This is a genomic window from Lysobacter sp. 5GHs7-4 (assembly GCF_021284765.1).
GTDB lineage: Bacteria > Pseudomonadota > Gammaproteobacteria > Xanthomonadales > Xanthomonadaceae > Lysobacter.
Window position 1 is genome coordinate 2,985,535 of record NZ_CP089924.1, and the last position, 26,121, is coordinate 3,011,655.

Genomic DNA, 26,121 nt, shown 5'->3' on the forward strand with positions numbered 1-26,121 from the left:
CTGCGTATGCATTCGGCGCGAGCGCCGAGGCCCTGGTGCGCGCTACGTCCTCACCGCTGATGGGCGACTCCATGACGCACTCTTCGACACGAACGGCGGTAATCATCGCGGCCCCCTGAATCAGCCAGCACTGGCATAGTTAAAAGAACCTATCGCCATGTGCGAGCTAAACCGGACATGCATCCGCTCATCTCGGCCACCGCCTTCTTTCCGCCCGCCATATCCCGCGCAAGGAGCCCGGCTTCCGGCCGAAACGTCCACCCGCCGACCGGCGCCCAAAGAAAAAGCGGGCCGTAGCCCGCTTTTTCTCGGATCCAGCGTGGTGCGCGGCGATCACTCGGCCGCGACGCCCTCGCCTTCTTCCACGGCCTTCATCGACAGGCGGATGCGGCCCTGCTTGTCGACTTCCAGCACCTTGACCTTGACCACGTCGCCTTCCTTGAGCTTGTCGCTGACCTTCTCGACGCGCTCGTTGGAGATCTGCGAGACGTGGACCAGACCATCCTTGCCCGGCAGGATGGTGACGAAGGCGCCGAAGTCCATGATCTTGGCGACCTTGCCTTCGTAGATGCGGCCCGGCTCGACGTCGGAGACGATCTGGTCGATGCGCGCCTTGGCGGCCTGCGCGGCGGCGGCGTTGACCGAGGCGATGACGATGGTGCCGTCGTCCTGGATGTCGATCTGGGTGCCGGTTTCCTTGGTGATCGCCTGGATGGTCGAGCCGCCCTTGCCGATCACTTCGCGGATCTTGTCCGGGTGGATCTTCATGGTCAGCAGGCGCGGCGCGTACTCGGACAGCTCCGAGCGCGAGGTGGTGATGGCGTTGGCCATCTCGCCCAGGATGTGCAGGCGGCCGGCCTTAGCCTGGCCCAGCGCGACCTTCATGATCTCTTCGGTGATGCCCTGGATCTTGATGTCCATCTGCAGCGCCGAGATGCCTTCCGAGGTACCGGCGACCTTGAAGTCCATGTCGCCGAGGTGATCCTCGTCGCCCAGGATGTCGGACAGGACGACGAAGTTGTCGCCTTCCTTGACCAGGCCCATCGCGATACCGGCGACCGGCGCCTTGATCGGCACGCCGGCATCCATCAGCGCCAGCGAGCTGCCGCAGACCGAAGCCATCGAGGACGAACCGTTCGATTCGGTGATTTCCGAGACCACGCGGATGGTGTACGGGAACTCTTCCATCGTCGGCATCACGGCCAGCACGCCGCGCTTGGCCAGACGGCCGTGGCCGATTTCGCGGCGCTTCGGACCCATCATGCGGCCGGCTTCGCCGACCGAGAAGGGCGGGAAGTTATAGTGGAACAGGAAGTGTTCCTTGTACTCGCCCGAGACGGCGTCGATGATCTGACCGTCGCGCGCGGTGCCCAGCGTGGCGACCACGATGGCCTGGGTCTCGCCGCGGGTGAACAGCGAGGAACCGTGGGTACGCGGCAGCACGCCGACCTTGGAGGCGATCGGGCGCACGGTGTCGAGCGCACGGCCGTCGATGCGGACCTTGGTGCTCAGCACCGAGTTGCGCATGGTCTGGTACTCGAGCTCGCCGAATTCCTTGGACAGCTCGGCGGTGGCCCAGCCGTCGGCTTCGGCGCGGCCGGCCAGACGCTGCAGCACGTCCTTCTTGATCGCGCCGATGGCGTCGCGGCGCTGCAGCTTGTCGCGCACCTGGAAGGCGGCGGCGAGCTGGTCGCCCACGGCTTCCTTGAGCGCGCCGATCAGGGCGTCGTTCTTGGCCGGAGCTTCCCAGGTCGAGGCCTTGGTGCCGGCTTCGACGACGAGCTCGTTGATGACGTTGATGACCTTCTGCATTTCGCGATGGCCGAACATCACCGCGCCCAGCATGACGTCCTCGGACAGCATCTTGGCTTCGGATTCGACCATCAGCACCGCGTTGGAGGTACCGGCGACGACCAGTTCCAGCTCGGAATCGGCCAGCTCGCTCACGGTCGGGTTCAGCAGGTACTGGCCGTTCTTGTAGCCGACCTTGGCCGCGCCGATCGGGCCCTGGAACGGGGTGCCGGCCAGCGCCATCGCGGCGGAGGCGCCGATCAGGGCCGGGATGTCGCCGTCGACTTCCGGATTCATCGACATCACGGTGGCGATGATCTGGACTTCGTTCTTGTAGTCCTCCGGGAACAGCGGACGGATCGGGCGATCGATCAGACGCGAGATCAGCGTCTCCTTCTCGGTCGCGCGGCCCTCACGCTTGAAGAAGCCGCCCGGGATGCGGCCGCCGGCGTAGAACTTCTCCTGGTAATCGACGGTGAGCGGGAAGAAATCCTGCCCCTCGCGCGCGCTCTTGGCGGCGACGGCGGTCACCAGCAGTACGGTGTCGTCCATCTTGACGATCACGGCGCCGCTGGCCTGGCGAGCGATCTCGCCGGTCTCCAGCGTTACCTGGTGGTTGCCGTACTGGAAGGTCTTGGTAATTTTTGCCACGTTGGGTTCCTTCGGTTCGATACGTTCCGGTGGGGGCCCTTGCCCCACCCGGTCGGCCGCCGTAACGGCCTGCGGTTTGGTGTGCACCCTGGCCCGGGCATCCGCCCCGGCCGGTCACGCGGTCCGGACTGCCGGACCTGGGCCGTGGCGGTCCGGACCAAAGCGGTCCCGGGCCGATCGGCTGGCGCTGCATCCTGCATCGCCGCGGGCGCGGTTCCGAAGATTCCGGTCCCGCAAAAGAAACCGCGGCGCATCGCTGCGCCGCGGTCGGTATCGGTTAGCGGCGCAGACCGAGCTTTTCGATCAGGGCCTTGTAACGCTCGTTGTCTTTACGCTTCAGGTAGTCGAGCAGGCTGCGGCGGCGGTTGACCATCTGCAGCAGGCCGCGCCGGCTGTGGTGATCCTGCTTGTGCTGCTTGAAGTGACCGGTGAGCTGCTCGATGCGAGCGGTGAGCAGGGCGACCTGGACTTCCGGCGAACCGGTGTCGTTGGCGCCGCGCTTGTTGTCTTCAATGATCTTGCTGGTGTCGATGGACATTTTTCTCTTCCGATGCGTGGCCTGCAGAAGCGAATCGGTCGCGGCATTGCCGCTCCGACGCACCGCCTGGCTCGCCGTTTGCTAGTGAGGTGGGATGCCGTTCAAGCCCTGGTGCAGGCGAAGTGCTTGAAAAGCGGCGGAATTGTAACAGCCCGTGGCGGCGAATGCGACCGCGATTACGGCCGGCCGCGCCCCGACCGCCGGCCTTTCAGTCCCGCGCCGAGTCGCGTTCAGTTTCGGTGTCCTCGCCCTGTGCCGGGCGCGCCGCGTCCTGCGCCTGCCGCACGGCTTCGAGACGGCGCTGCTTGAGGGCTTCCGGCTGGGGCCGCCGCGCATCGGTGCTGGACGGCGTTGCGCCCTGCCCGCTCGCGGCCGCGCCGCGATCGGCGCGCATGCGGCGCAGGCCGTCGGTCATGGCCTTCACGTCGGCCTTGAGCTGCAGGCGCCAGCGGCCGTCGATGCGGCGCAGGCTGGCGATGTCCATGGTGGTCACCGGCGTGTCGCTGAGCCCGGAGCGCATGACGGTACGGGTGACGGCGTGGTACTGGTCGTCGCCCTCGGGAATGGCGCCGACGACCTGCACGCTGTCGATGCTGATGCCGCCCAGATTCTTCATGGTGCCGCTCATGAACGCGGCGAAGAACCCGGCATCGTCCAGGCGCCGGATCTGCTCGGGCGTCTGGCCGCCGAACAGCGCGAGCAGGCGCGGATTGGCGGTGCCGGTGCCCTCGACCAGCTCTCCGAGCAGGCCGCGCAGGTCGGTCAGGGCGGCCGGATCCATCAGACCGGCCAGGCACCGCCAGTCCTGGCGGCGGCTGCATTCGGCGGAGGCGTCGATCACCGCCTGCGGGCGGGTGCTGTCGACGGGCGCGGCGCCCTGGGGCGGCGCAGCGGCGGCGCAGACGGGCATCGCGGCCAGGAGCAGCACCGCGGCCAGCATCGGATTGGATCGCTTCATCATCAGTCCCTCGGTCGTGGTCGCGCGCGCCGGTGCCGGTGCGGCCTCAGGCATCCCGATCGGAGGCCGGATCCGTCGCGACCGTAACCGCTGCCGGGCTGCCGCTCAACACCGCCCAGCGGAACAGGCGCTGCGGCTGCAGACGCTGCTGCGCATCGCGCTGGCCCAGGCCCAGGCAGCGGCCGTCCGTGTCGAAGATCGCGACCAGGCCCGGCTCGCCCTCGGCGCAGGCCACGGATTGGCCGTAACCGATGCGGCGCTGGGCCTCCGCGTCGACCTGCACGCGCTCGAACCCGGCCAGGCCGGCTTCGATCGGCAGCAGGCAGGCGTCGAGCGCGGCCTCGCCCTGCTCGGCCAGCGCACGCAATTCGTCGAGCGTGAACATGCGCGGCTGGGCGAAGGGCTCGACCCATAGCCGGCGCAGCGTGGCCACGTGCGCACCGCAGCCCAGGGTTTCGCCGAGGTCGCGCACCAGGCTGCGCACGTAAGTGCCCGAGCCGCACTCCACGTGCAGGCGCAGGCGCGCGCCGTCGCGCTCGAGCACGCGCAGCGCATGCACGCTGACCTCGCGTTCGGGCGCTTCGATGGTCTCGCCGCGGCGGGCCTTGGCGTACAGCGGTTCGCCGCCCTGCTTGAGCGCGGAATAGATCGGCGCGCGCTGGCGGATGTCGCCGCGCAAAGGCGCCAACGCGGCCTCGATCGCCGCGTCGTCGAGCTCCGGCACCGGCCGCTGCAGCAGGACCGCACCGTCGGCGTCGTCGGTGTCGGTGACCGTGCCGAGCACAGCCTGAGTCTCGTAGGCCTTGCGCGCACCCAGCAACAGGCCGGCGATCTTGGTGGCCTCGCCGAAGCACAGCGGCAACAGGCCGGTCGCCAGCGGATCCAGGCTGCCGGTGTGGCCGGCCTTGTCGGCACGGAACAGGTGGCGCACCTGCTGCAAGGCCTGGTTCGAGCTCAGGCCCGGCGGCTTGTCGAGCAGCAACAGCCCGTCCAGGGCGCGGAACACGGTGCGGGGCTTCTTGCTCATGCGGGCATTGTAGGAGCGATGCGGGCGACGGCCAGTAGCGGCGGACGGGCGGTCGCGAAGGACGAAGACGGACCGCCGAGCGGCTGAACCGCATCGGCGTTCGAGGTTGATAGGACCGGCTTTGGGGTAGGAGCGGCGTGAGCCGCGACCGGGATGCCTCGAACGACCGGGCCGGTCGACGTGGCCGTAGGGGCGCGGTCGCGGCTCACGCCGCTCCTACCCCAAGGCCGAATGCCGGCTCAGTCCTGCTCGGACTCCGGCGCCTGCGGCGGCAGATCGCGCAGCAGGTTGTCGATGCGCTCGCCGCGGTCGACCGAGTCGTCGTAGTGGAAGTGCAGTTCCGGCACGTGGCGCAGCTTCATCGCCTTGCCCAGCTGGTAGCGCAGCTCCTTGGACAGCTCCTTCAGCGCCTTGACCGCCTCGCGGGAGCGTTCCTCCTGCAAAGCGGTCACGAACACCTTGGCGTGGGCCAGGTCGCGGGTGATCTCCACGTCGGACACGCTGACCGACGGCAGGCCGTGCTCGCGCACGGCCTCGCGCACCAGCGTGCCCAGCTCGCGGCGGAGCTGCGCGGCGACGCGGTCGGTGCGATGGAACGATTTGTTGCTAGGCATCGATATCCACTGATGATGCGGCGGACGGATCGCTCCGCCCGCCGCGATGACGGTTACAGCGTGCGCTGGACCTCGATGCGCTCGAAGCACTCGATCTGGTCGCCCGGCTTGACGTCGTTGTACGCCTTCACGCCGATGCCGCATTCGGTGCCGTTGCGCACTTCGTCGACGTTCTCCTTGAAGCGGCGCAGCGATTCCAGCTCGCCCTCGAAGACCACCGCATTGTCGCGCAGCACGCGGATCGGCTTGGAGCGCTTGACCACGCCCTCGACGACCATGCAGCCGGCGACCGCGCCGAACTTGGAGCTGCGGAACACGTCGCGCACTTCGGCGATGCCGATGATCTCTTCGCGGATCTCGACGCCGAGGATGCCCGAGGCCACCTGCTTCACCTGATCGATCACGTCATAGATGATCGAGAAGTAGCGCAGGTCGACGCCGTTGCCTTCGATGATGCGGCGCGCGGAGGCGTCGGCACGGACGTTGAAGCCGATCACCGTGGCCTTGGCGGTGGCCGCGGCATTGGCGTCGGACTCGGTGATGCCGCCCACGCCGGAGCTGATCACGTTGATGCGGATCTGGTCGTTGGACAGCGCCATCAGCGACTGACGCAGCGCCTCCACCGAACCCTGCACGTCGGCCTTGATGACCAGGTTGAGGCTCAGCTGGCCCTCGCCCTTGCCCATCTGGGCCATGATGTCTTCCATGCGGTTGCCGGCGGCGGCGACCAGGCGCGATTCGCGGCGCTTGGCGTCGCGCTGCTGCGCGACGTCCTTGGCCAGGCGCTCGTCCTCGACCACCACGAAATCGTCGCCGGCATCCGGCACGCCCGACAGGCCCAGCACCTGCACCGGAATCGACGGACCCGCCGACTCCACCTGCTTGCCGTTCTCGTCGAACAACGCACGCACGCGGCCGTACTGCACGCCGCAGACCAGGTAATCGCCCTTCTTGAGCTGGCCCTGCTGGACCAGCACCGTGGCGACCGGGCCGCGGCCCTTGTCCAGCGCGGATTCGATGACCGTACCGGTGGCGCGGCCGACCGGCACCGCCGACAGCTCCAGCACCTCGGCCTGCAGCGAAATCGCGTCCAGCAGGCTGTCCACGCCCTGACCGGTCTTGGCCGACAGCTCGACCATCTGGGTGTCGCCGCCGAAGTCCTCGGCGACCACCTGTTCGGCCAGCAGTTCGTTCTTGACGCGCAGCGGATCGGAGTCGGACTTGTCGACCTTGTTGATCGCCACGATCAGCGGCACACCGGCCGCTTTGGCGTGCTGCACGGCTTCGCGGGTCTGCGGCTTGACGCCGTCGTCGGCCGCGACCACCAGCACCACGATGTCGGTCAGCTTGGCGCCGCGCGCGCGCATCGAGGTGAAGGCGGCGTGGCCGGGCGTGTCGAGGAAGCTGATCACGCCGCGGTCGGTTTCGACGTGATACGCGCCGATGTGCTGGGTGATGCCGCCGGCTTCGCCGGAAGCGACCTTGGTGCGGCGGATGTAGTCCAGCAGCGAGGTCTTGCCGTGGTCGACGTGGCCCATGATGGTGACCACCGGCGGACGCGCGACGCGATCGCCCTGCTGTTCCTCGGTATGCGCGATCAGCGCGTCCTCGGCGTCGTTGGCGTTGGCCTTGATCACGGTGTGGCCGAGTTCCTCGGTCACCAGCGCCGCGGTGTCGTGGTCGATGCTCTGATTGATGGTCGCCATGACGCCCATCTTGAACAGCGCCTTGACCACGTCGCCGCCCTTGAGGGCGAGCTTCTGGGCCAGGTCGGCGACCGTGATGGTCTCGCCGATCGCGACTTCGCGCACGATCGGCGCGGTCGGACGCGAGAAGCCGTGGGCGCCGCCGCCGGAGCGGCTCTGCTCGGCCTGACGGCGCGGCTTGGACTTGCCGCGCGCGCTGCTCGTGCGGCGGGCGCGGTCGGAGGCGCTCAGGTGCAGCTGGCCGGCGAAGCGGTTGGCGGCATCGTCGTCCTCGACGCCGGCGACCATCGCGTGCGAACCGCGGGTCTTGTGGCGCGGCGCGTTGTGGTCGACGCGCGCCGGTTCCGGACGCGCCGGCGCCGGCTTCGGATGACCGTGGCCGTGCGTGGTCGGCGGCTTGCGCGCGGGCGCCTCGTCGTCCTCGGCCGGCACGATCGCGCTGGCATCGGCCAGCTTGGCCTTCTGCTCTTCCTCGGCCTTGGCGCGCGCGGCCTCTTCGGCCTCGCGGCGCGCGGCTTCGGCGGCGTCGGCGCGACGCTTGTCGACCTCGGCCAGCTTCTGCTGCTCGGCGAGATTGCGCTGCTTGGACTCTTCGAGCTTGCGCAGGATCTCGGCGCGCTCGTCGGTCGGCTCGCCCTGGGCCTCGTTGGGCTTGACCAGGGTGACCTTCTTGCGCACGACCACGTCGACGGTGGTGCGGTTCTTGCCGCCACCGACGGTGAGTTCCTGCTTGCGGCTGCGATTGAGCGTGATCTTCTTCGCCGCCTCGCTCTCGTCGGCCGGCTTGTCGGCCTTGCCGTGGGAGCGCTTCAGGAAGCCGAGCAGCTTGACTTTCTCGATGCTGGTCACGACCTGGTCGGGGCCGCTGAAGCTCATGCCGGCCTCGGCCAGCTGCTCCAGCAACTTCTCGACCGGCGTGTTCACCAGTTCGGCCAGCTTGCGGATGGTGGTTTGCTGCGACATTCGGTGTCCGTTTCCTTCGTGGCGCGGGACGCATCCCGCGCGTGATGGCGCCATTCTAGCCCCGCGCAACGCCTAACACCCCGGCATCGCGCAGGCCCGGATGGCCTGCCCGCGGACCGGGCCCATGCCCGGTCCTGCGAAGCCGGATCGGGGCGCCAGCCGCGATCCGGGGTGCCGGAAGACGCCCGCCAGGGGCCTCTTCCGACCTGAAGCTAATTCCTCACTCGAACCAGTGCTTGCGCGCTTCCATGATCAGGGCCGCGGCGCGGGCTTCGTCCACGCCCTCGATGTCGGTCAGCTCGTCGGTCGCCAGGTCGGCCAGATCGTCGCGCGTGACCACGCCACGGCCGGCCAGCACGAACGCCAGCTCGTCGTCCATGCCTTCCAGCGACAGCAGATCCTCGGCCGGCTGGTGCTCGTCCAGCTCTTCCTCGGCCGCCAGGGCCTCGTTGAGCAGGGCGTCGCGGGCGCGGGCGCGCAGTTCCTCAACGATGTCCTCGTCGAAGCCCTCCACCGCCAGCAGCTCGCCGACCGGCACGTAGGCGATTTCCTCGACCGTGCTGAAGCCTTCCGAGACCAGGATGCCGGCGATTTCCTCGTCGACCTCGAGCTTGTCCTGGAACAGCTGGCGCGCCGAATTCTGCTCGGCTTCGGACTTGGCGGTGACCTGGTCCTGGGTCATGACGTTGAGCTGCCAGCCCGACAGGCGGCTGGCCAGGCGCACGTTCTGGCCGCCCTTGCCGATCGCCTGGGCCAGACGGTCCTCGGCCACAGCCAGGTCCATCGAATGCTTTTCCTCGTCGACGATGATCGACTGCACTTCCGCCGGCGCCATCGCGTTGATGACGAACTGGGCCGGGTTGTCCGACCACAGCACGATGTCGACGCGCTCGCCGTTGAGCTCGTTGGACACCGCCTGCACGCGCGAACCGCGCATGCCGATGCAGGCGCCGATCGGATCGGTGCGGTTGTCGTGCGCGAGCACGGCGATCTTGGCGCGGTCGCCCGGATCGCGCGCGCAGGCCTTGATCGAAACCAGGCCCTGGCCGACTTCCGGCACTTCCAGCTTGAACAGCTCCATCATGAATTCCGGCGCCGCGCGGCTGATGAACAGCTGCGGGCCGCGCGGCTCGGTGCGCACGTCGAACAGGTAGCCGCGCACGCGGTCGCCGGCGCGCAGCACGTCGCGCGGAATGCCCTTGTCCTTGGGAATGATCGCCTCGGCGTTGCCGCCCAGGTCGACGTAGATGTTGCCGCGCTCCACGCGCTTGACGATGCCGGTGACCAGCTCGCCGACGCGATCCTTCCAGGCGTCCACGACCTGGGCGCGCTCGGCCTCGCGCACGCGCTGCACGATGACCTGCTTGGCGGCCTGGGCGGCGATGCGGCCGAAATCCGGGTTTTCGATCTGCTCTTCGATGTAGTCGCCGACCTCGACGCCCTCGACCTCGTCGACGGCATCCATCAGACGCACCTGGCGGTCCGGCGACTCCATCACCACGTCGTCGGCCACGACTTCCATGCGGCGGAAGGTTTCGTAGCTGCCGTCCTTCTGATCGATGGACACGCGCACCAGCACGTCCTCGTCGTGGTAGCGCTTCTTGGCGGCGGACGCCAGCGCGGCCTCGATGGCCTCGAAGATGACCTCGCGCGGCACGCCCTTCTCGTTGGCGACCGCGTCAACTACCAGCAACAGTTCCTTGCTCATCTCGTCACTCCGCACGGGTCGGCTCGCGGGCCGCCGGCTCTAGGGTTGGTTAATGCTCGTTGGATTGCCAATGCGTCGCGAAGCCCGCGCCCTTATGAAGTCTTGGGCTTCGCCGGTTTTTTCTTGTCGTCTTTGGGCTTGGCCTTGCCCGGCTTGGTCGGCGCCAGTCCCAGCGCGGCCCAGTCCGGCACCAGCCGCGCCTTGTCGATGTTGGAGAACGGCACGCTGTAACGCGCGCCGTCGATCGCGAACACCACCTGCGCGCCCTCGACGCCGACGATCTCGCCCTGCAGCCTGCGACGGCCCTCATGCGGCAGCTTCAGGCCGACCTTGGCGGTCTGGCCGGCAAAGCGCGCGTAATGGTCCAGCGCGAACAGCGGGCGGTCGATGCCCGGCGACGACACTTCGAGGGTGTAGTTGCCGCTGATCGGATCCTCGACGTCCAGCTGCGCCGACACTTCGCGGCTCACCGCCTCGCAATCCTCGATCGTCACCATGCGCGGCTCGCCGTCGGCGCCGCTGGCGTCGTCGGCGGGCACGTCGATGTACAGGCGCAGCACCGCGCTGCCGGGCGACGGCAGGTATTCGGCGCCCAGCAATTCCACGCCCAGCGAACGGATCGTCGGGGCGAGCATCGCGGCGATTTGGACGGCTTTATCCGACAAGCGCTGACTCCTGCGGCTTAGGATCGACGGCGTAGCGGGATCGATCGTTACGTTGAACGGTGTTTCGGACGAACCGATGCGAAAACACGAACGCGAAAAACAACAAGGGGCCCGGTGGGCCCCTTGTCCGTACAACTGGATTTCGGTGTGACGGCGCGAGCAGAGCGCCTTCACAAAGCCCGACCTGGTTCGATAAAAAAGCCTCGGTGAAGAGGCTTCCTTACTGACCGCCGTTGAACCGGCGGCTTCGAACCGAAGCTGGTAGCGGGGGCAGGATTTGAACCTGCGACCTTCGGGTTATGAGCCCGACGAGCTGCCAGACTGCTCCACCCCGCATCAGGCCGACCATCATAACGGCCGACTAAACTTCCTGCAAGCCCGCATTCACTTTTTTTTTCTACATCCAGTGATGGGGCTTTGCCGCGACACACAACATGTAGGCATGCGGCCGGCTTTCAAGCGCCGGCCGCGCCTTTATTTTCAGTCCGCCGATCAGCCCGCGAAAGCGCGCTGGCACCAGGCCATGATCGGGTTCCAGGCCAGGCCCAGGGCCAACAGGGCCAGGGCGTTGACGCCGAACACCACGTTCAAGGGACGGTCCTCGCGCAGCGCGGGCTGCGCACCGTCGGGCTCGTCGAAGTACATGGCCTTGATCACGCGCAGGTAGTAGAAGGCGCCGATCACCGCGAACACGATGCCGACGATCGCCAGCCACATCATCCCGCCCTGCAGCGCGGCGCGCAGCACCGCCAGCTTGGCCCAGAACCCCAGGAAGGGCGGCAGGCCGGCCAGCGAGGCCATCACGCACAGGACCAGACCGGCCATCCACGGGCTGCGGGCGTTGAGGCCCTTGTAGTCGTCGATGCGGTCGGCCTCGAAGCCGCGGCTGGACAGCACCACGATCGCGCCGAAGGCCGCGGCCGACATCAGCGAGTAGCTGATCGCGTAGAACATCGCCGCCGCCAGGCCCTGCTCGCCGCCGCCGGCGATGCCCAGGAACAGGAAGCCGACGTGGGAGACGGTCGAATACGCCAGCAGGCGCTTGAGGTTGGTCTGCACCAGCGCGCTGAGGTTGCCGATCGCCAGCGACATCACGGCCAGCCAGGCCAGGGCCAGGCGCCAGTGATCGTCGAGCGGGCCGACGCCGACTTCGAGCAGGCGGTAGGTCATGCCGAACGCGGCCAGCTTGGGCGCCGAGCCGATGAACAGCGTGATCGGGGTCGGCGCGCCCTGGTAGACGTCGGGCAGCCACATGTGGAACGGCGCGGCGCCGAACTTGAAGGCGATGCCGGTCACCACGAACACCACGCCGGTGATCAGCATCAGCGACGAGGGATTGCCGTAGGCGCTGGCGCCGATCTGGCCCAGGTCCAGCGAGCCGGTGGCGCCGTAGATCAGCGACAGGCCATACAGCAGCAGGCCCGAGGCCAGCGCGCCCAGCACGAAATACTTGATCGCCGCTTCCGAGGCCAGCGGGCTGTCGCGGTCGATCGCGACCAGCGCGTAGGAGCACAGCGCCAGCATTTCCAGGCCCAGGTAGACCATCACCAGGCTGCCGGCCGAGACCAACAGCATCATGCCGGCGGTGGCGAACAGCATCAGCACGGCGACCTCGCCCTTGTAGAGCTCGCGCTCGCGCAGGTAGGACCAGGTGTAGATCATCGACAGCACGCTGACCACGCCGATCGCCAGCTTGAGCACGTCGGCGGCGGTATCGCGCACGAACATGCCGCCCAGCACCGTGCCCTGCCCGCCCACGCCGAAGGCGATCAGGGCGGTGGCGACGATCAGCACGACGATCGCGAAGGCGTGGCTGACGATGCGACGGCGCTCGGGCACGAACAGGTCGATCATCAGCAGCGCGAACGCGCCGACGATCACCACCAGCTCGGGCAGCAAGGGCATCAGGTCGGCGAGTCCTCGTACAGGCATGTTCATGCGTTACAGCCCCATCGGCAGCTTGGAGGTGGCGATCTGCGTCGCCAGGTTGGCGATCGCCGGTTCCATCAGGTCGGTGAGCGGCTTGGGATAGACGCCCAGGAGCAGCACGCCGGCGGCGAACACGCCCAGCACCAGCGCCTCGCGCGGATTGATGTCTTCCAGTTCGGCGACATGGGCGTTGCCGACCTCGCCCCAGATCGTGCGCTTGACCAGCCACAGGGTGTAGGCGGCGCCGATGATGAGGGTGGTGGCGGCGACGAAGCCGATCATCGGATGCTTCTGGAACGCGGCCAGGATCACCATGAATTCGCCGACGAAGCCCGACGTGCCCGGCAGACCGGAGTTGGCCATCGCGAACAGCACCACGAACGCCGCGAACCAGGGCATCACATTGGCGACGCCGCCGTAGTCCTTGATCATGCGGCTGTGCATGCGGTCGTAGAGCACGCCGACGCAGGTGAACATCGCGCCCGACACGAAGCCGTGGCTGATCATCTGCACCATCGCGCCCTGCAGGCCCAGGCGGGCGGCGTCGACGTTGCCGTAGTCGCGCACCAGGGCGAAGGAAATGAAGGTGCCCAGGGTGACGAAGCCCATGTGCGAGACCGACGAATACGCGATCAGCTTCTTCATGTCCTCCTGCACCAGCGCGACCAGGCCCACGTAGACCACCGCGATCAGGCTCAGCGCGATCACCAGCCAGGCCCACTCCTGCCCCGCGTCCGGCACCACCGGCAGGGTGAAGCGCAGGAAGCCGTAGCCGCCGATCTTCAGCATGATCGCGGCCAGGATCACCGAACCGGCGGTCGGCGCCTCGACGTGCGCGTCCGGCAGCCAGGTGTGGACCGGGAACATCGGCACCTTGACCGCGAAGGCGATCAGGAATCCGAAGAACAACCACATCTGCTCGGTCGCGGTCAGCGACAGCGCGTACCAGTCGGCCAGCTGCCAGCTACCGCTCTTGAGGAACAGGTAGATCAGCCCGACCAGCATGAACACCGAGCCGAGGAAGGTGTACAGGAAGAACTTCACCGCGGCGTAGACGCGGCGCGGGCCGCCCCAGACGCCGATGATGATGAACATCGGGATCAGCATGCCCTCGAAGAACACGTAGAACAGCATCGCGTCCATGGCCGAGAACACACCCACCATCAAGCCTTCCAGGATCAGGAAGGCCGCGTAGTACTGGTTGACGCGCTTGTCGATCGAACCCCAGGCGCTGATCAGCACCAGCACCGTGGTCAGCGTGGTCAGGCCGATCAGGGCCACCGAGATGCCGTCGGCGCCCAGGTGGTAGCGGATGTCGTAGGCCGGGATCCAGGCGCGGTCCTCGAGGAACTGCATGCCGGGGTTGGCGTGGTCGAAACCGCTGAACAGGAACACGCTCAGCGCCAGCGTGACCAGGCCGATGGCCAGCGCGAACCAGCGCGCGGAACCGGCGCGCTGGTGGCCGAACGCCAGGGTGGCCAGACCGCCGACGATCGGCAGCCAGATGATCGCCGACAGCAAGTAGGTGCTCAGCAAGGGTACGGTGCTCTGCAAGGGCTCGGGGCTCACGTCTCGGTCCTTGTCGGGTTAGCGCCAGTAGCGAATCAGCACGGCCAGCAGTGCAATCAGGCCGAGGATCATCGCGAAGGCATAGTGATAGAGGTAACCGGATTGCGCGCGGCGCACGATCCCGGCGACGAAGTCGACCAGACGCGCGCTGCCTTCGACGACACCGCCGTCGATGAGGCGGCTGTCGACCTCGCGCGAGGCCTTGCCGATGCGCACGCCGCCGGCGGCGAAGCCGTCGATCCAGAGCTTGTCGAAGTAGAACTTCTCTTCCAGCACGCGGATCGGCAGCGCGAACAGCTTGCGCGCCTTGGCCGGCAGCTCCGGCTTCCACCAGTACATGATCGTGGCCAGGGCGAAGCCGGAGAAAGCCAGCCAGAACGCGGGCGCGACGAAGCCGTGCAGCGCGAATCCGGTCGGACCGTGCTCCCACGCCTCCTTACCCACCAGCGCCACGGTGTCGCGCAGCGGCGCCAGGTCGATCGCGCCCAGGAAGTACGGCAGCTGCTGCACATGACCGGTCCAGTCGGTGCCGAACAGCATCGGGCCGGCGGTGAAGTAGCCGATCAGCACCGACGGGATCGCCAGCAGGATCAGCGGCAGCGTCACCACCCACGGCGACTCGTGCGGCTCGTGCGGACCGTGGTGGCCATGGTCGTCGTGCGCATGCTCGTCGTGGGCGTGGCCGTCGTGCTTATGCGCGTCGTGCGCATCGTGGTGCGCATCGTGACCGTGGTCGGCATGGGCGTCGCGGAAACGCTCCTTGCCGTGGAAGGTCATGTACAGCAGGCGGAAGCTGTAGAACGCGGTCACGAAGGCGCCCAGCAACACCGCGTAGTAGGCGTACTGCGACACCCAGGTCGCGTGCGCGCCGTTGGCGGCGTGGTGCGCGGCCTCGATGATGGTGTCCTTCGAGTAGAAGCCGGAGAAGAACGGCGTGCCGACCAGGGCCAGCGTGCCGAGCAGGCTGGTCCAGTAGGTGATCGGCATGTACTTGCGCAGGCCGCCCATCTTGCGCATGTCCTGCTCGTGGTGCATGCCGATGATGACCGAGCCGGCGGCCAGGAACAGCAGCGCCTTGAAGAAGGCGTGGGTCATCAGGTGGTACACCGCCGACGAGTACGCCGACACGCCCAGCGCCACGGTCATGTAACCCAGCTGCGACAGGGTCGAGTACGCGACCACGCGCTTGATGTCGTTCTGCACGATGCCCATCAGGCCGGTCCAGAACGCGGTGGTGGCGCCGATGAACAGCACGAAGTTCAACGCGGTCTGCGACAGCTCGAACAGCGGCGACATGCGCGCCACCATGAAGATGCCCGCGGTCACCATGGTCGCGGCGTGGATCAGCGCCGAGATCGGGGTCGGGCCTTCCATCGAGTCCGGCAGCCACACGTGCAGCGGCACCTGCGCCGACTTGCCCATGGCGCCGATGAACAGGCAGATGCAGATCGCGGTCGCCGCCGACCAGATCACCGGCTCGGCGGTGATCGCCCAGGTGTGGCCGAACAGGCTGAGGCTTCCGCCCCAGATGCCGATCGTGCGGCCGGCGATGTCGCTGGCCTTGGCGAACACCACGCCGTAATCGAGCGAACCGGTCGCCCACAGAATGCCGGCGATGCCGAGCAGGAAGCCGAAGTCGCCGACGCGGTTGACCAGGAAGGCCTTGAGATTGGCGAACACCGCGGTCGGACGCTTGAACCAGAAGCCGATCAGCAGGTACGACACCAGGCCCACCGCTTCCCAGCCGAAGAACAGCTGCAGGAAGTTGTTGCTCATGACCAGCATGAGCATGGAGAAGGTGAACAGCGAGATGTAGCTGAAGAAACGCTGGTAGCCCGGATCCTCGGCCATGTAGCCGATGGTGTAGATGTGCACCAGCAAGGAGACGAAGGTGACCACCACCATCATCATCGCGGTCAACTTGTCGACCATGAAGCCGACGTTGGCCTCGATGCCGCCGACCTGGAACCAGGTGTAGAGGTTCTCGTTGAACGGGAGCGCGGCCTGCGCGACCAGCTGCCACAGCACGTAGCACGACAGCGCGCAGCTGGCGGCCACGCCCAGGATGGTGACGGTGTGCGCACCGGCGCGGCCGACCTGACGGCGGAACAGACCGGCGACGATCGCGCCCAGCAGGGGCGCGAGCACGATCGCGAGCAGGACGGACTTGGAAAGTACGACGGGTTGCATGCCGGTCAGCCCTTCATCGTGTCGATTTCAGCGACGTTGATCGTGCGCCGGTTGCGGAACAGCGTGACCAGGATCGCCAGGCCGATGGCGGCCTCGGCGGCGGCGACGGTCAGGATGAAGAACACGAACACCTGACCGGCCGGATCGGCCAGCTGGCGCGAGAACGCGACGAAGTTGATGTTGACGGCGAGCAGCATCAGCTCGATCGACATCAGCAGCACGATCACGTTCTTGCGGTTGAGGAAGATGCCGGCGACGCTGATGCAGAACAGCGCCGCGCCCAGCGCGAGGTAGTGGCCCAGGGCCAGACCGGCTCCGAAGAATTCGCTCACGGCTTGGCCTCCTGGGCGGGCGCTTCGGGCTCGGGTTCGGATTCGACCGACAAGGGCTTGGTCGCCTCCATCTTGACCATGCGCAGGCGGTCGCCGGCGCGCACGCGCGCCTGCTCCGACGGGTTCTGGTGCTTGGCGCCCGGACGGCGGCGCAGGGTCAGCATCACCGCGGCGATCACCGCCACGGTCAGGATCACCGCGGCGACCTCGAACGGCAGCAGGAAGTCGGTGAACAGCGCGCGCGCCAGCCACTTGGTGTTCTCGCCGCCGGACGGATCGGCGGTCAGCGGCACGGCGACGTTGGCCTTGACCCCGATCAGGGTCAGCATCTCCACCAGCATCACCACCGCCACCAGCAGGCCGACCGGCAGATAGCGCACGTAGCCTTCGCGCAGCGGCGCCACGTCGATGTCCAGCATCATGACCACGAACAGGAACAGCACCATCACCGCGCCGACGTAGACCAGGATCAGGGCCACGCCGAGGAACTCGGCGCCGGCGATGATCCACACGCAGGCGACCGAGAAGAAGGTCAGCACCAGGCTGAGCGCGGCGTGCACCGGGTTCTTGACGCTGATCACCGCCACCGCGGCTGCGGTGGCCGCGAAGGCGAAGACGTAGAAAGCGATCTGGGCGAGATCCATATCGGGCACTCAGCGGAAGGCGGCGTCGGCGGCGCGGCGCTCGGCGATCTCGGATTCGAGACGGTCGCCGATCGCCAGCAGCTGCGGTTTGGTGACGATGTTCTGTCCGCGCTGGTCGAAGTGGTATTCGTGGATGTGGGTTTCCACGATCGAGTCGACCGGGCAGGACTCTTCGCAGAAACCGCAGAAGATGCACTTGAACAGGTCGATGTCGTAACGCGTGGTGCGGCGGGTGCCGTCCTCGCGCTTGGTCGAGTCGATGGTGATCGCCAGCGCCGGGCACACCGCCTCGCACAGCTTGCAGGCGATGCAGCGCTCTTCCCCGTTGGGATAGCGGCGCAGCGCGTGCACGCCGCGGAAACGCGGCGACTGCGGCGTCTTCTCCATCGGGTACATCAGCGTGTACTTGGGCTTGAACAGGTACTTGAGCGTCAGCCCCAGGCCCTGCGCGAGCTCGATCAGGAGCAGGCTCTTGAAGTAGGAAACGATGCGATTCATGTCTTTGGAGGCCTGTCCTTACACGCCGGGCTCGAACACGCCGTAGTACGCCATCACCGCGACCACGCAGATCCAGGCGATGGTGAGCGGAATGAACACCTTCCAGCCCAGGCGCATGATCTGGTCGTAGCGGTAACGCGGGAACGAGGCGCGGAACCAGATGAAGCAGCTGGCGAAGAAGAACACCTTCGCGAACAGCCACCACCAGCCGTCGACCGAGAGGAACGGGATGCCCAGGCCCTGGAACGGGCTCAGCCAGCCGCCGAGGAAGAAGATCGAGGTCAGGAAGCTGATCAGGATCATGTTGGCGTATTCGGCCAGGAAGAACAGCGCGAACGCCGAACCCGAATACTCGACCATGTGGCCGGCGACGATCTCGGACTCGCCCTCGACCACGTCGAACGGCGCGCGGTTGGTCTCGGCCACGCCGGAGATGAAATACACCACGAACAGCGGCAGCATCGGCAGCGCGAACCACTCCAGCGCGCCGGCGTTGCCGGACTGCGCCATCACGATGTCGGTGAGGTTGAGGCTGCCGGCGCCGACCATCACGCCGACCATGGCGAAGCCCATCGCGATCTCGTAGGACACGACCTGCGCCGCGGCGCGCATCGCGCCGAGGAAGGCGTACTTCGAGTTCGAGGCCCAGCCAGCCAGGATGATGCCGTACACGCCCAGCGAGGTCATCGCCAGCAGGTACAACAGGCCAGCGTTGGCGTTGGACAGCACCAGCTGCGTATCGAACGGCACCACCGCCCAGGCCGCGAACGCGGGCGCCAGGGTCAGCAGCGGCGCCAGCTTGTACAGGAAGGGCTCGGCGCGGGCCGGCTGGATCACTTCCTTGAACAGCAGCTTGAACACGTCGGCGAAGGCCTGAAGGATGCCCATGCCCACGTACATCGGACCGCGGCGTACGTGCATCCAGCCGATCAGCTTGCGCTCCCAGACCACGTAGAACGCCACGGTGATGATCACCGGCATGGCGATCAGCAGGATCTTCAGCACGATCCAGGCGACCGCGCCGGCGTTGCCGAACGACAGGAACCATTCGCGGGTCGGGTCGACCAGTTGGCTAGTGAACATACCGTCCGTCATGGCTTAAGCCCTCCCCGCCTGCACGCGACCGGCGCCCAGCGGCGCGGTGGCGCCGTGGCCGCTTTCGATCCAGACCGTGCCGCGCGCGACCTTGTCGCTGGTGGCGACCGGCAGGGTCGCGGTACCGGCGGCGGTGCCGAACTTGCCGACCACGCCATCGGCGAGGCCGACGGCCTGTGCGTCGAGCGGATGCAGCACGGCGCGCGGTTCCAGATTGAGCGGATGCGACTGCAGCGCGGCCGCGCGGCGCACGGTGGCGTCGCTGCGGTAGATCGCGATGCTGGCGGCGACCTCGAAGCCCTCGCCCGCCACGTTCGCGGCCTTGCCGGCCACCGGCTTGAGGTCGCGCGTCTGGATGCCCGCACGCAGGCCGGCCAGATCGGTGAAATCGAAACCGTTGGCGCCCAGCTCGCCACCGAGGGCGCGCAGCACGCGCCAGCCGGCGCGCGCCTGGCCGGGCAGCTTGCCGCCGGCGTTCGCGTTCTGGTCGCGGCCGTCGAGGTTGGTCAGGCTGGCGTCGATTTCCGGCAGCAGCCCGATCGGCAGGATCACGTCGGCGACAGCGCGGGTCGAACGGCAGGCGTAATGGCTGAACGCCACGACCTGGGCCTGGCCCAGCGCCTTCAGCGCGGTCGCGGTGTCGGCGAAATCCAGACCCGGCTCGATGCCGTAGATCACATAGGCGCTGCGCGCATCGGCGAGCATGCCCCGGGCGTCGCGCGCGCTGGGCAGCACGCCGTGACGGCTCAGGCCCAGCGCGTTGGCGCCCTGCGGGATGCGGCACAGCGCGGCACCGGTGGCGGCGGCGAAATCGGCGGCGGCGGCACGGATCGCGGCCGCGTGCGGACCGTTCTCGGCCAGCGCGCCCAGCACGATGGCGACGCGCGTGCCGGCCTTGGCGGCGTCGCGCAGCTCGCCATCGGCGAGCGCGGCGGCGAGCTGCGACGGCGCGACGATGCGCTTGCCGGCCAGCTCGAAGGTGAAGTCGAAATCGACCGGATTGACCGCATGCACCTTGGCGCCGCGGGTCCAGGCCTTGCGCACGCGCTGGTGCGCGAGCGGCAGTTCGTGGCGCAGGTTGCTGCCCACGATCACGATCACGTCGGCCTGCGACAACTCGGCAACCGGCATCGCGAAGGCTTCGGCGACCGCACCGTCGGACAGATCGTGCTGGCCGATGCGGTGGTCGAGGTTGCCGGTGCCCAGGCTGTCGGCCAGGCGCGCGAGCAAGGCGCCCTCCTCGTTCGAGGTCGCCGGATGCGCGAGCACGCCCAGCGCGTCGGCGCCGTTGTCGCGCAGTATCTTGGCGGCGCGCGCCAGCGCGTCCTCCCACGTGGTCTCGCGCCATTCGCCGCCGTCCTTGACCATCGGCGCGGTCGCGCGGTCTTCGGCGTACAGGCCCTGGTGCGAATAACGGTCGCGGTCCGACAGCCAGCATTCGTTGACGGCTTCGTTGTCGCGTGGCACCGCGCGCAGCACGTCGCCGCGGCGCACGTGCAGGAACAGGTTGCTGCCCAGCGCGTCGTGGTAGCCCAGCGACTCGCGCGCGGTCAGTTCCCAGGGACGGGCCTGGAACTGGAACACCTTGTTGGTCAGCGCGCCGACCGGGCAGACGTCGATGACGTTGCCGGACAGCTCGGTGGTCAGCGGCTTGCCGTCGTAGGTGCCGATCTGCAGGTTCTCGCCGCGGTACATGCCGCCCAGCTCGTAGGTGCCGGCGACTTCCGCGGTGAAGCGCACGCAGCGAGTGCACTGGATGCAGCGGGTCATTTCGGTGGCGACCAGCGGGCCCATGTCCTCGTCCGGCACCACGCGCTTGCGCTCGGCGAAGCGGCTGACCGAACGGCCGTAGCCCATCGACAGGTCCTGCAGCTCGCACTCGCCGCCCTGATCGCAGATCGGGCAGTCCAGCGGGTGGTTGACCAGCAGGAACTCCATCACGTTGCGCTGCGACTTGAGCGCCTTTTCGCTGCGGGTGACGACCTTCATGCCGTCCATCACCGGCGTGGCGCAGGCCGGCGCCGGCTTGGGCATCTTCTCGACTTCGACCAGGCACATGCGGCAGTTGGCCGCGATGCTGAGCTTGTCGTGGTAGCAGAAGCGCGGGATCGGAATACCGACCTTGTCCGCGGCCTGGATGATCATCGAGCCCTTGGGCGCGGCCGTCTCGACGCCGTCGATGAAGACGGTGACGTGGTCGGGCGGCAGGTTCGGATTGACCGGCTGCGCACTCATGCGGCCACCTTCTCGACCACCGTACCGGCGGCTTGATCGTCGACGAGGAAACGCTTGTTCACGATCGCGTACTCGAACTCGTTCCAGTAGTGGCGCAGGAAACCCTGCACCGGCCACGCGGCGGCCTCGCCGAACGCGCAGATGGTGTGGCCCTCGATCTGTCCGGCGGCGGCGCGCAGCATCTGCAGGTCGTCCAGCGTGGCCTGCTTCTCGACGATGCGCGTCAGCATGCGGTACATCCAGCCCGTGCCTTCGCGGCAGGGCGTGCACTGGCCGCAGCTTTCCTTGTAATAGAAGCGCGCGATGCGCTGGCAGGCGCGCACCATGCAGGTGGTCTCGTCCATCACGATCACCGCGCCCGAGCCCAGGCCGGAACCGGCCTTCTGGATCGCGTCGTAATCCATGGTCAGCGCCATCATGGTCTCGCCCGGCAGCACCGGCATCGAGGAACCGCCCGGGATCACCGCCTTGAGCTTGCGGCCGTCGCGCATCCCGCCGGCCATCTGCAGCAGATCGGCGAACGAGGTGCCCAGACGGATCTCGAAGTTGCCCGGATTGGCGACGTGGCCGGACACCGAGAAGATCTTCGGACCGCCGTTGTTGGGCTTGCCCAGGTTGAGGAACCACTCGGCGCCGTTGCGGATGATCGCCGGCACCGAGGCGTAAGTCTCGGTGTTGTTGATCGTGGTCGGCTTGCCGTACAGGCCGAAGTTGGCCGGGAACGGCGGCTTGTAGCGCGGCTGGCCCTTCTTGCCTTCCAGCGATTCCATCAGCGCGGTTTCTTCGCCGCAGATGTAGGCGCCGGCGCCGAGCGCGCCGTAAATGTCGATGTCGACGCCGCTGCCCAGCACGTTCTTGCCCAGCCAGCCGTGCTCGTAGGCTTCCTTCAGCGCCTGCTCGAAATGCTCGAACGGCTCGTGATGGAACTCGCCGCGCAGGTAGTTGTAGGCCACGGTCGAACCGGTGGCGTAGCAGGCGATCGCCATGCCCTCGACCACCGAATGCGGGTTGTAACGCAGGATGTCGCGGTCCTTGGCCGTGCCCGGCTCGGACTCGTCCGAGTTGCACAGGATGTACTTCTGGGTGCCGCTGCCCTTGGGCATGAAGCTCCACTTCAGGCCGGTCGGGAAGCCCGCGCCGCCGCGGCCGCGCAGGCCCGAACCCTTGACCATGTCGATGATCTGGGCCGGGTCGATCTTCTCGCTCAGGATCTTGCGCAGCGCCGCGTAACCGCCGGTCTTGAGATAGTTCTCGTACGACCAGGGCGTGTCGAAATGCAGGGTCGTGTAGACGACCTGATGCTCCTGCGGAGCCGGGCCGACCGGGCCGTAGCCCTGCGAATAGTCGTGGTGATCGTGGTGCGCCATCGGGCCCTGCCTCACTTCAACCCGTCGAGAATCTCGTCCACCTTGGCGGTGTCGAGCTTCTCGCGGTAATGACCGTTGACGACGACCACCGGCGCGCCGCAGCACGCGGCCAGGCATTCTTCCTCGCGCTTGAGGAAGATGCGGCCGTCGGCGGTGGACTCGCCGAGCTTGCAGCCCAGCTTTTTCTCGGCGTGCCGGACCAGGTCCTCGGCGCCGTTGAGCCAGCAGCTGATGTTGGTGCAGAAGGCGACGTTGTGGCGGCCGACCTTCTCGGTCTCGAACATCGAGTAGAAGCTCGCGACCTCGTAGGCCCACACCGGCGGCAGGCCCAGGTACTTGGCGACGCCGGCGATGAGCTCGTCGCTCAGCCAGCCGCCGTTTTGCTCCTGCGCGGCGTGCAGACCCTGCAGCACCGCCGAACGCTTGCGGTCCGGCGGGAACTTGCTCAGCCAGTGATCGATATGCGCGCGCGTCTTGTCCGACAGCACCGCCATCGGATCGACATGCTGCGCGGTTTCGAAATTGCCAGTCGCCTTCATTCGCTCTATTCCTCAGTGATCGCCGCTCGCCCCGGGGGCGATCAGCGGTCGATCTCGCCGAACACGACGTCGTAGGTGCCGATCATGGCCACCACGTCGGCCAGCATGTGACCCTTCACGATCTCGTCCATCGAAGACAGGTGCGCGAAACCCGGCGCACGCAGCTTGCAGCGGAACGGCTTGTTGGCGCCGTCGGAGACCAGGTAACAGCCGAACTCGCCCTTGGGCGCCTCGACCGCGGCGTAGGTCTCGCCGGCCGGCACGCAATAGCCTTCCGAGAACAGCTTGAAGTGGTGGATCAGGGCTTCCATGTCGTCCTTCATTTCCTCGCGCCTGGGCGGCGCGACCTTGAAGTTGTCGACGATGACGGGGCCCGGATTGGCCTTCAGCCATTGCACGCACTGCTTGATGATGCGGTTGGACTCGCGCATTTCCGCGATCCGCACCAGGTAACGGTCGTAGCAGTCGCCGTTGACGCCGACCGGAATGTCGAAATCCACCTCGGCGTACTTGGCGTAGGGCTGCTTCTTGCGCAGATCCCAGGCGATGCCGGAGCCGCGGACCATGGGCCCGGTCATGCCCCAGGCCAGCGCCTGTTCCGGCGACACCACGCCCACGCCGACGGTGCGCTGCTTCCAGATGCGGTTGTCGGTGAGCAGGGTCTCGTACTCGTCGACGCGCTTGGGGAAGTCGTTGGTGAACGCGTCCAGGTAGTCCAGCAGCGAGCCTTCGCGCCACTCGTTGAAGCGCTTGAGGCTGCCGCCCTTCTTCCACGGCGATTCGCGGTACTTGGGCATGCGGTCCGGCAGGTCGCGGTAGACGCCGCCTGGACGGTAGTACGCCGCGTGCATGCGCGCGCCGCTGACCGCCTCGTAGCAGTCCATCAGCTCTTCGCGCTCGCGGAACGCATACAGGAACACCGCCATCGCGCCCAGGTCGAGCGCGTTGGACCCCACCCACATCAGGTGGTTCAGGATGCGGGTGATCTCGTCGAACATGGTGCGGATGTACTGCGCGCGCTCCGGCGCCTCGATCCCCAGCAGGGATTCGATCGCGCGCACGTAGGCGTGCTCGTTGCACATCATCGACACGTAGTCCAGGCGATCCATGTAGCCGATCGACTGGTTGAAGGGCTTGGACTCGGCCAGTTTCTCGGTGCCGCGATGCAGCAGGCCGATGTGCGGATCGGCGCGTTGCACGACCTCGCCGTCCATTTCCAGGATCAGGCGCAGCACGCCGTGCGCGGCCGGATGCTGGGGACCGAAGTTCAGGGTGTAATTGCGGATCTCGGCGTTGTTGAGGCCCGACGTGCTGCTGGCCTTGCCGGTCGGTAGTGCGCTCACTTCTTCACCTCCGCGCGCTGCGCGGCTTCGCCGACGGCCGTCTGATAGCGGGCGTCGTCGCGGATCACGCGCGGCACGCCGACGCGCGGTTCGATCGACACCGGCTCGTAGACCACGCGGCGCTTGTCGGCGTCGTAACGCACTTCGACGTTGCCGATCAGCGGGAAGTCCTTGCGGAACGGATGGCCGACGAAACCGTAGTCGGTGAGGATGCGGCGCAGGTCCGGGTGTCCTTCGAAGACGATGCCGAACAGGTCGAACGCCTCGCGCTCGAACCAGTTCACGCCCGGCCAGATCGGAGTCAGCGAGGCCACCGTCGGCAGGTCGTCGTTCTGCGCGAACGCGCGCAGGCGCAGGCGGCGGTTGTGCTGGTAGGACAGCAGGTGCGCGACCGCGGCGTAGCGGCGCGCGGGCGCGGTCGGCGCGCCGTTGGGCGACTCGCCCCAGACGAAGCGGCCGGCGCTCTTGCCTTCGACGCCGCGCGAGAAACCTTCCGAGGACACGTCGGTGTCCCACTCGTCGCTGCCGTAGCTGAGGTAATCGACGCCGCTGACGTCGACGCATTGTTCGAAGCCGAACTCGTCGCGCAGCGCGCGCGCCGCGTCCAGCCAGTCGGCGGCGCTGGTTTCCAGCGTCACTTCGCCGCGCGGCAGCGCTACGACCACGGCGGCATTGGGAAAGCGCGCGCGCAGGCTGTCGGCGAAAGCGTTAACGGTCTGCGTCATGTCAGCGCATACCCTGCTTGTGCTCGCCGAAGTTGGTGCCGCGGCGGATCTTGCGCTGCAACTGCAGGATGCCGTAGACCAGCGCTTCGGCGGTAGGCGGGCAACCCGGCACGTAGACGTCCACCGGGACCACGCGGTCGCAACCGCGCACCACGGCGTAGGAATAGTGGTAGTAGCCGCCGCCGTTGGCGCAGCTGCCCATCGAGATCACCCACTTGGGGTCGGGCATCTGGTCGTAGACCTTGCGCAGCGCCGGGGCCATCTTGTTGACCAGGGTGCCGGCCACGATCATCACGTCGGACTGGCGCGGCGACGGGCGGAACACCACACCGTAACGGTCCAGGTCCAGGCGCGAGGCGCCGGCGTGCATCATCTCGACCGCGCAGCAGGCCAGGCCGAAGGTCATCGGCCACATCGAGCCGGTGCGCGCCCAGTTCCACAGGGTGTCCAGATTGGTGGTGACGAACCCCTGCTGCAGCAGCGGGTTGTCGCCTTCCGGGCGCAGGATGTCGTCGAGGCGGCCTTCCGGAATCGGGTTGTGCATCAGACCCGAAACGGTGTCGCTGACGGTTTGGATCACTCCCATTCGAGCGCTCCCTTCTTCCAGACGTAGACGAAGCCGAGCAGGAGCATGCTGGCGAAGATGCCCATCTCGATCAGGCCGATCACACCGAGTTCGCGGAACACGGTGGCCCAGGGCACGATGAAGATGATTTCCAGGTCGAAAATGATGAACTGGATGGCGATGAGGTAGTAGCGCACGTCGAATTGCATGCGCGCGGCCTCGAAGGCCTCGAAGCCGCATTCGTATGGAGACAGTTTCTCCACCGTCGGGCGCTTGGGCCCGAGCGTGTTGCCTACCACCAACAGGGCGACGCCAATGACGCTGGCGACGATCAGGAACAGCAGGGTCGGCAGGTATTCGGCCAGCACTCGGTGTTCTCTCGGCTACTTGGCTGCGTTTGTGCAGCCTTGGCTCGGCGGTCCGGTCCTGTTCGACTATGCCGATCAGGCCAGCGGCGCGGCCCGCCGTG

Annotated in this window: 22 protein-coding genes and 1 tRNA gene; all 23 read right to left on the minus strand. The window is 67.3% G+C overall.

The features are described 5' to 3' along the window. Nucleotides 1-333: 333 nt before the first annotated feature. The 23 genes from pnp to LVB77_RS13595 all read right to left on the minus strand — a co-directional run bounded on the left by pnp (nt 334) and on the right by LVB77_RS13595 (nt 26,020). Nucleotides 334-2,442 (minus strand): polyribonucleotide nucleotidyltransferase, encoded by a 2,109-nt coding sequence (gene pnp, locus LVB77_RS13485; RefSeq protein WP_232906615.1) that lies wholly within the window; start codon nt 2,440-2,442, stop codon nt 334-336. Between the two features lie 277 nt (nt 2,443-2,719). Continuing rightward, a complete protein-coding gene (gene rpsO / locus LVB77_RS13490) occupies nt 2,720-2,980 on the minus strand; it encodes a 30S ribosomal protein S15 (protein ID WP_232906616.1) in 261 nt (86 codons plus the stop codon). A gap of 208 nt (nt 2,981-3,188) precedes the next feature. Further along, nucleotides 3,189-3,938 carry a hypothetical protein gene (locus LVB77_RS13495; protein WP_232906617.1) on the minus strand — a complete coding sequence of 250 codons (750 nt, stop codon included), beginning with the start codon at nt 3,936-3,938 and terminating at the stop codon, nt 3,189-3,191. 46 nt (nt 3,939-3,984) lie between these two features. Then, nucleotides 3,985-4,965, minus strand: coding sequence for a tRNA pseudouridine(55) synthase TruB (gene truB, locus LVB77_RS13500; RefSeq protein WP_232906618.1), 981 nt, complete (start codon nt 4,963-4,965; stop codon nt 3,985-3,987). A 239-nt stretch (nt 4,966-5,204) separates the two neighbouring features. Next, nucleotides 5,205-5,579, minus strand: coding sequence for a 30S ribosome-binding factor RbfA (gene rbfA, locus LVB77_RS13505; RefSeq protein WP_232906619.1), 375 nt, complete (start codon nt 5,577-5,579; stop codon nt 5,205-5,207). Between the two features lie 53 nt (nt 5,580-5,632). Beyond that, the gene (infB, locus tag LVB77_RS13510; RefSeq protein ID WP_232906620.1) at nt 5,633-8,248 is read right to left on the minus strand and encodes a translation initiation factor IF-2; all 2,616 of its coding nucleotides are present in this window, start codon (nt 8,246-8,248) and stop codon (nt 5,633-5,635) included. A 220-nt stretch (nt 8,249-8,468) separates the two neighbouring features. After that, nucleotides 8,469-9,956 (minus strand): transcription termination factor NusA, encoded by a 1,488-nt coding sequence (gene nusA / locus LVB77_RS13515; RefSeq protein ID WP_232906621.1) that lies wholly within the window; start codon nt 9,954-9,956, stop codon nt 8,469-8,471. 92 nt (nt 9,957-10,048) lie between these two features. After that, a complete protein-coding gene (gene rimP, locus LVB77_RS13520; protein WP_232906622.1) occupies nt 10,049-10,621 on the minus strand; it encodes a ribosome maturation factor RimP in 573 nt (190 codons plus the stop codon). A gap of 259 nt (nt 10,622-10,880) precedes the next feature. Continuing rightward, nucleotides 10,881-10,957, minus strand: a tRNA-Met gene (locus LVB77_RS13525). A gap of 156 nt (nt 10,958-11,113) precedes the next feature. Next, nucleotides 11,114-12,553: an NADH-quinone oxidoreductase subunit NuoN gene (gene nuoN, locus LVB77_RS13530; RefSeq protein WP_232906623.1), complete on the minus strand. Its 1,440-nt coding sequence runs from the start codon at nt 12,551-12,553 to the stop codon at nt 11,114-11,116. 9 nt (nt 12,554-12,562) lie between these two features. Further along, on the minus strand, nt 12,563-14,083 hold the full coding sequence (locus LVB77_RS13535; protein ID WP_232910292.1) for an NADH-quinone oxidoreductase subunit M: 1,521 nt from the start codon (nt 14,081-14,083) through the stop codon (nt 12,563-12,565). Nucleotides 14,084-14,137: 54 nt separating this feature from the next. Continuing rightward, entirely contained in the window at nt 14,138-16,309 is a 2,172-nt protein-coding gene (gene nuoL, locus LVB77_RS13540; RefSeq protein ID WP_232906624.1) for an NADH-quinone oxidoreductase subunit L, read from the minus strand. 5 nt (nt 16,310-16,314) lie between these two features. Next, the gene (nuoK, locus tag LVB77_RS13545) at nt 16,315-16,611 is read right to left on the minus strand and encodes an NADH-quinone oxidoreductase subunit NuoK (RefSeq protein WP_196778881.1); all 297 of its coding nucleotides are present in this window, start codon (nt 16,609-16,611) and stop codon (nt 16,315-16,317) included. 26 nt (nt 16,612-16,637) lie between these two features. Then, on the minus strand, nt 16,638-17,285 hold the full coding sequence (locus tag LVB77_RS13550; RefSeq protein ID WP_232906625.1) for an NADH-quinone oxidoreductase subunit J: 648 nt from the start codon (nt 17,283-17,285) through the stop codon (nt 16,638-16,640). Nucleotides 17,286-17,294: 9 nt separating this feature from the next. Next, on the minus strand, nt 17,295-17,783 hold the full coding sequence (gene nuoI / locus LVB77_RS13555; RefSeq protein WP_232906626.1) for an NADH-quinone oxidoreductase subunit NuoI: 489 nt from the start codon (nt 17,781-17,783) through the stop codon (nt 17,295-17,297). An 18-nt stretch (nt 17,784-17,801) separates the two neighbouring features. Further along, nucleotides 17,802-18,878 carry an NADH-quinone oxidoreductase subunit NuoH gene (nuoH, locus tag LVB77_RS13560; RefSeq protein WP_232906627.1) on the minus strand — a complete coding sequence of 359 codons (1,077 nt, stop codon included), beginning with the start codon at nt 18,876-18,878 and terminating at the stop codon, nt 17,802-17,804. 3 nt (nt 18,879-18,881) lie between these two features. Next, nucleotides 18,882-21,113 (minus strand): NADH-quinone oxidoreductase subunit NuoG, encoded by a 2,232-nt coding sequence (nuoG, locus tag LVB77_RS13565; RefSeq protein ID WP_232906628.1) that lies wholly within the window; start codon nt 21,111-21,113, stop codon nt 18,882-18,884. Beyond that, nucleotides 21,110-22,480, minus strand: a complete 1,371-nt coding sequence (gene nuoF, locus LVB77_RS13570; RefSeq protein WP_232906629.1) for an NADH-quinone oxidoreductase subunit NuoF — start codon at nt 22,478-22,480, stop codon at nt 21,110-21,112. Before nuoF ends, nuoG begins: the two co-directional genes overlap by 4 nt. Before the next feature lie 11 nt (nt 22,481-22,491). Then, nucleotides 22,492-23,019 carry an NADH-quinone oxidoreductase subunit NuoE gene (gene nuoE / locus LVB77_RS13575; RefSeq protein ID WP_091637096.1) on the minus strand — a complete coding sequence of 176 codons (528 nt, stop codon included), beginning with the start codon at nt 23,017-23,019 and terminating at the stop codon, nt 22,492-22,494. A 41-nt stretch (nt 23,020-23,060) separates the two neighbouring features. Continuing rightward, on the minus strand, nt 23,061-24,362 hold the full coding sequence (locus tag LVB77_RS13580) for an NADH-quinone oxidoreductase subunit D (protein ID WP_232906630.1): 1,302 nt from the start codon (nt 24,360-24,362) through the stop codon (nt 23,061-23,063). Further along, nucleotides 24,359-25,087: an NADH-quinone oxidoreductase subunit C gene (locus tag LVB77_RS13585; protein ID WP_232906631.1), complete on the minus strand. Its 729-nt coding sequence runs from the start codon at nt 25,085-25,087 to the stop codon at nt 24,359-24,361. The genes LVB77_RS13580 and LVB77_RS13585 overlap by 4 nt, the downstream gene beginning before the upstream one ends. Before the next feature lies 1 nt (nt 25,088). Then, nucleotides 25,089-25,673, minus strand: a complete 585-nt coding sequence (locus LVB77_RS13590; RefSeq protein ID WP_232906632.1) for an NADH-quinone oxidoreductase subunit B — start codon at nt 25,671-25,673, stop codon at nt 25,089-25,091. Next, complete coding sequence (locus LVB77_RS13595; protein WP_232906633.1) at nt 25,664-26,020, minus strand: NADH-quinone oxidoreductase subunit A; 357 nt, start codon at nt 26,018-26,020, stop codon at nt 25,664-25,666. Before LVB77_RS13595 ends, LVB77_RS13590 begins: the two co-directional genes overlap by 10 nt. Between the last annotated feature and the right edge of the window lie 101 nt (nt 26,021-26,121).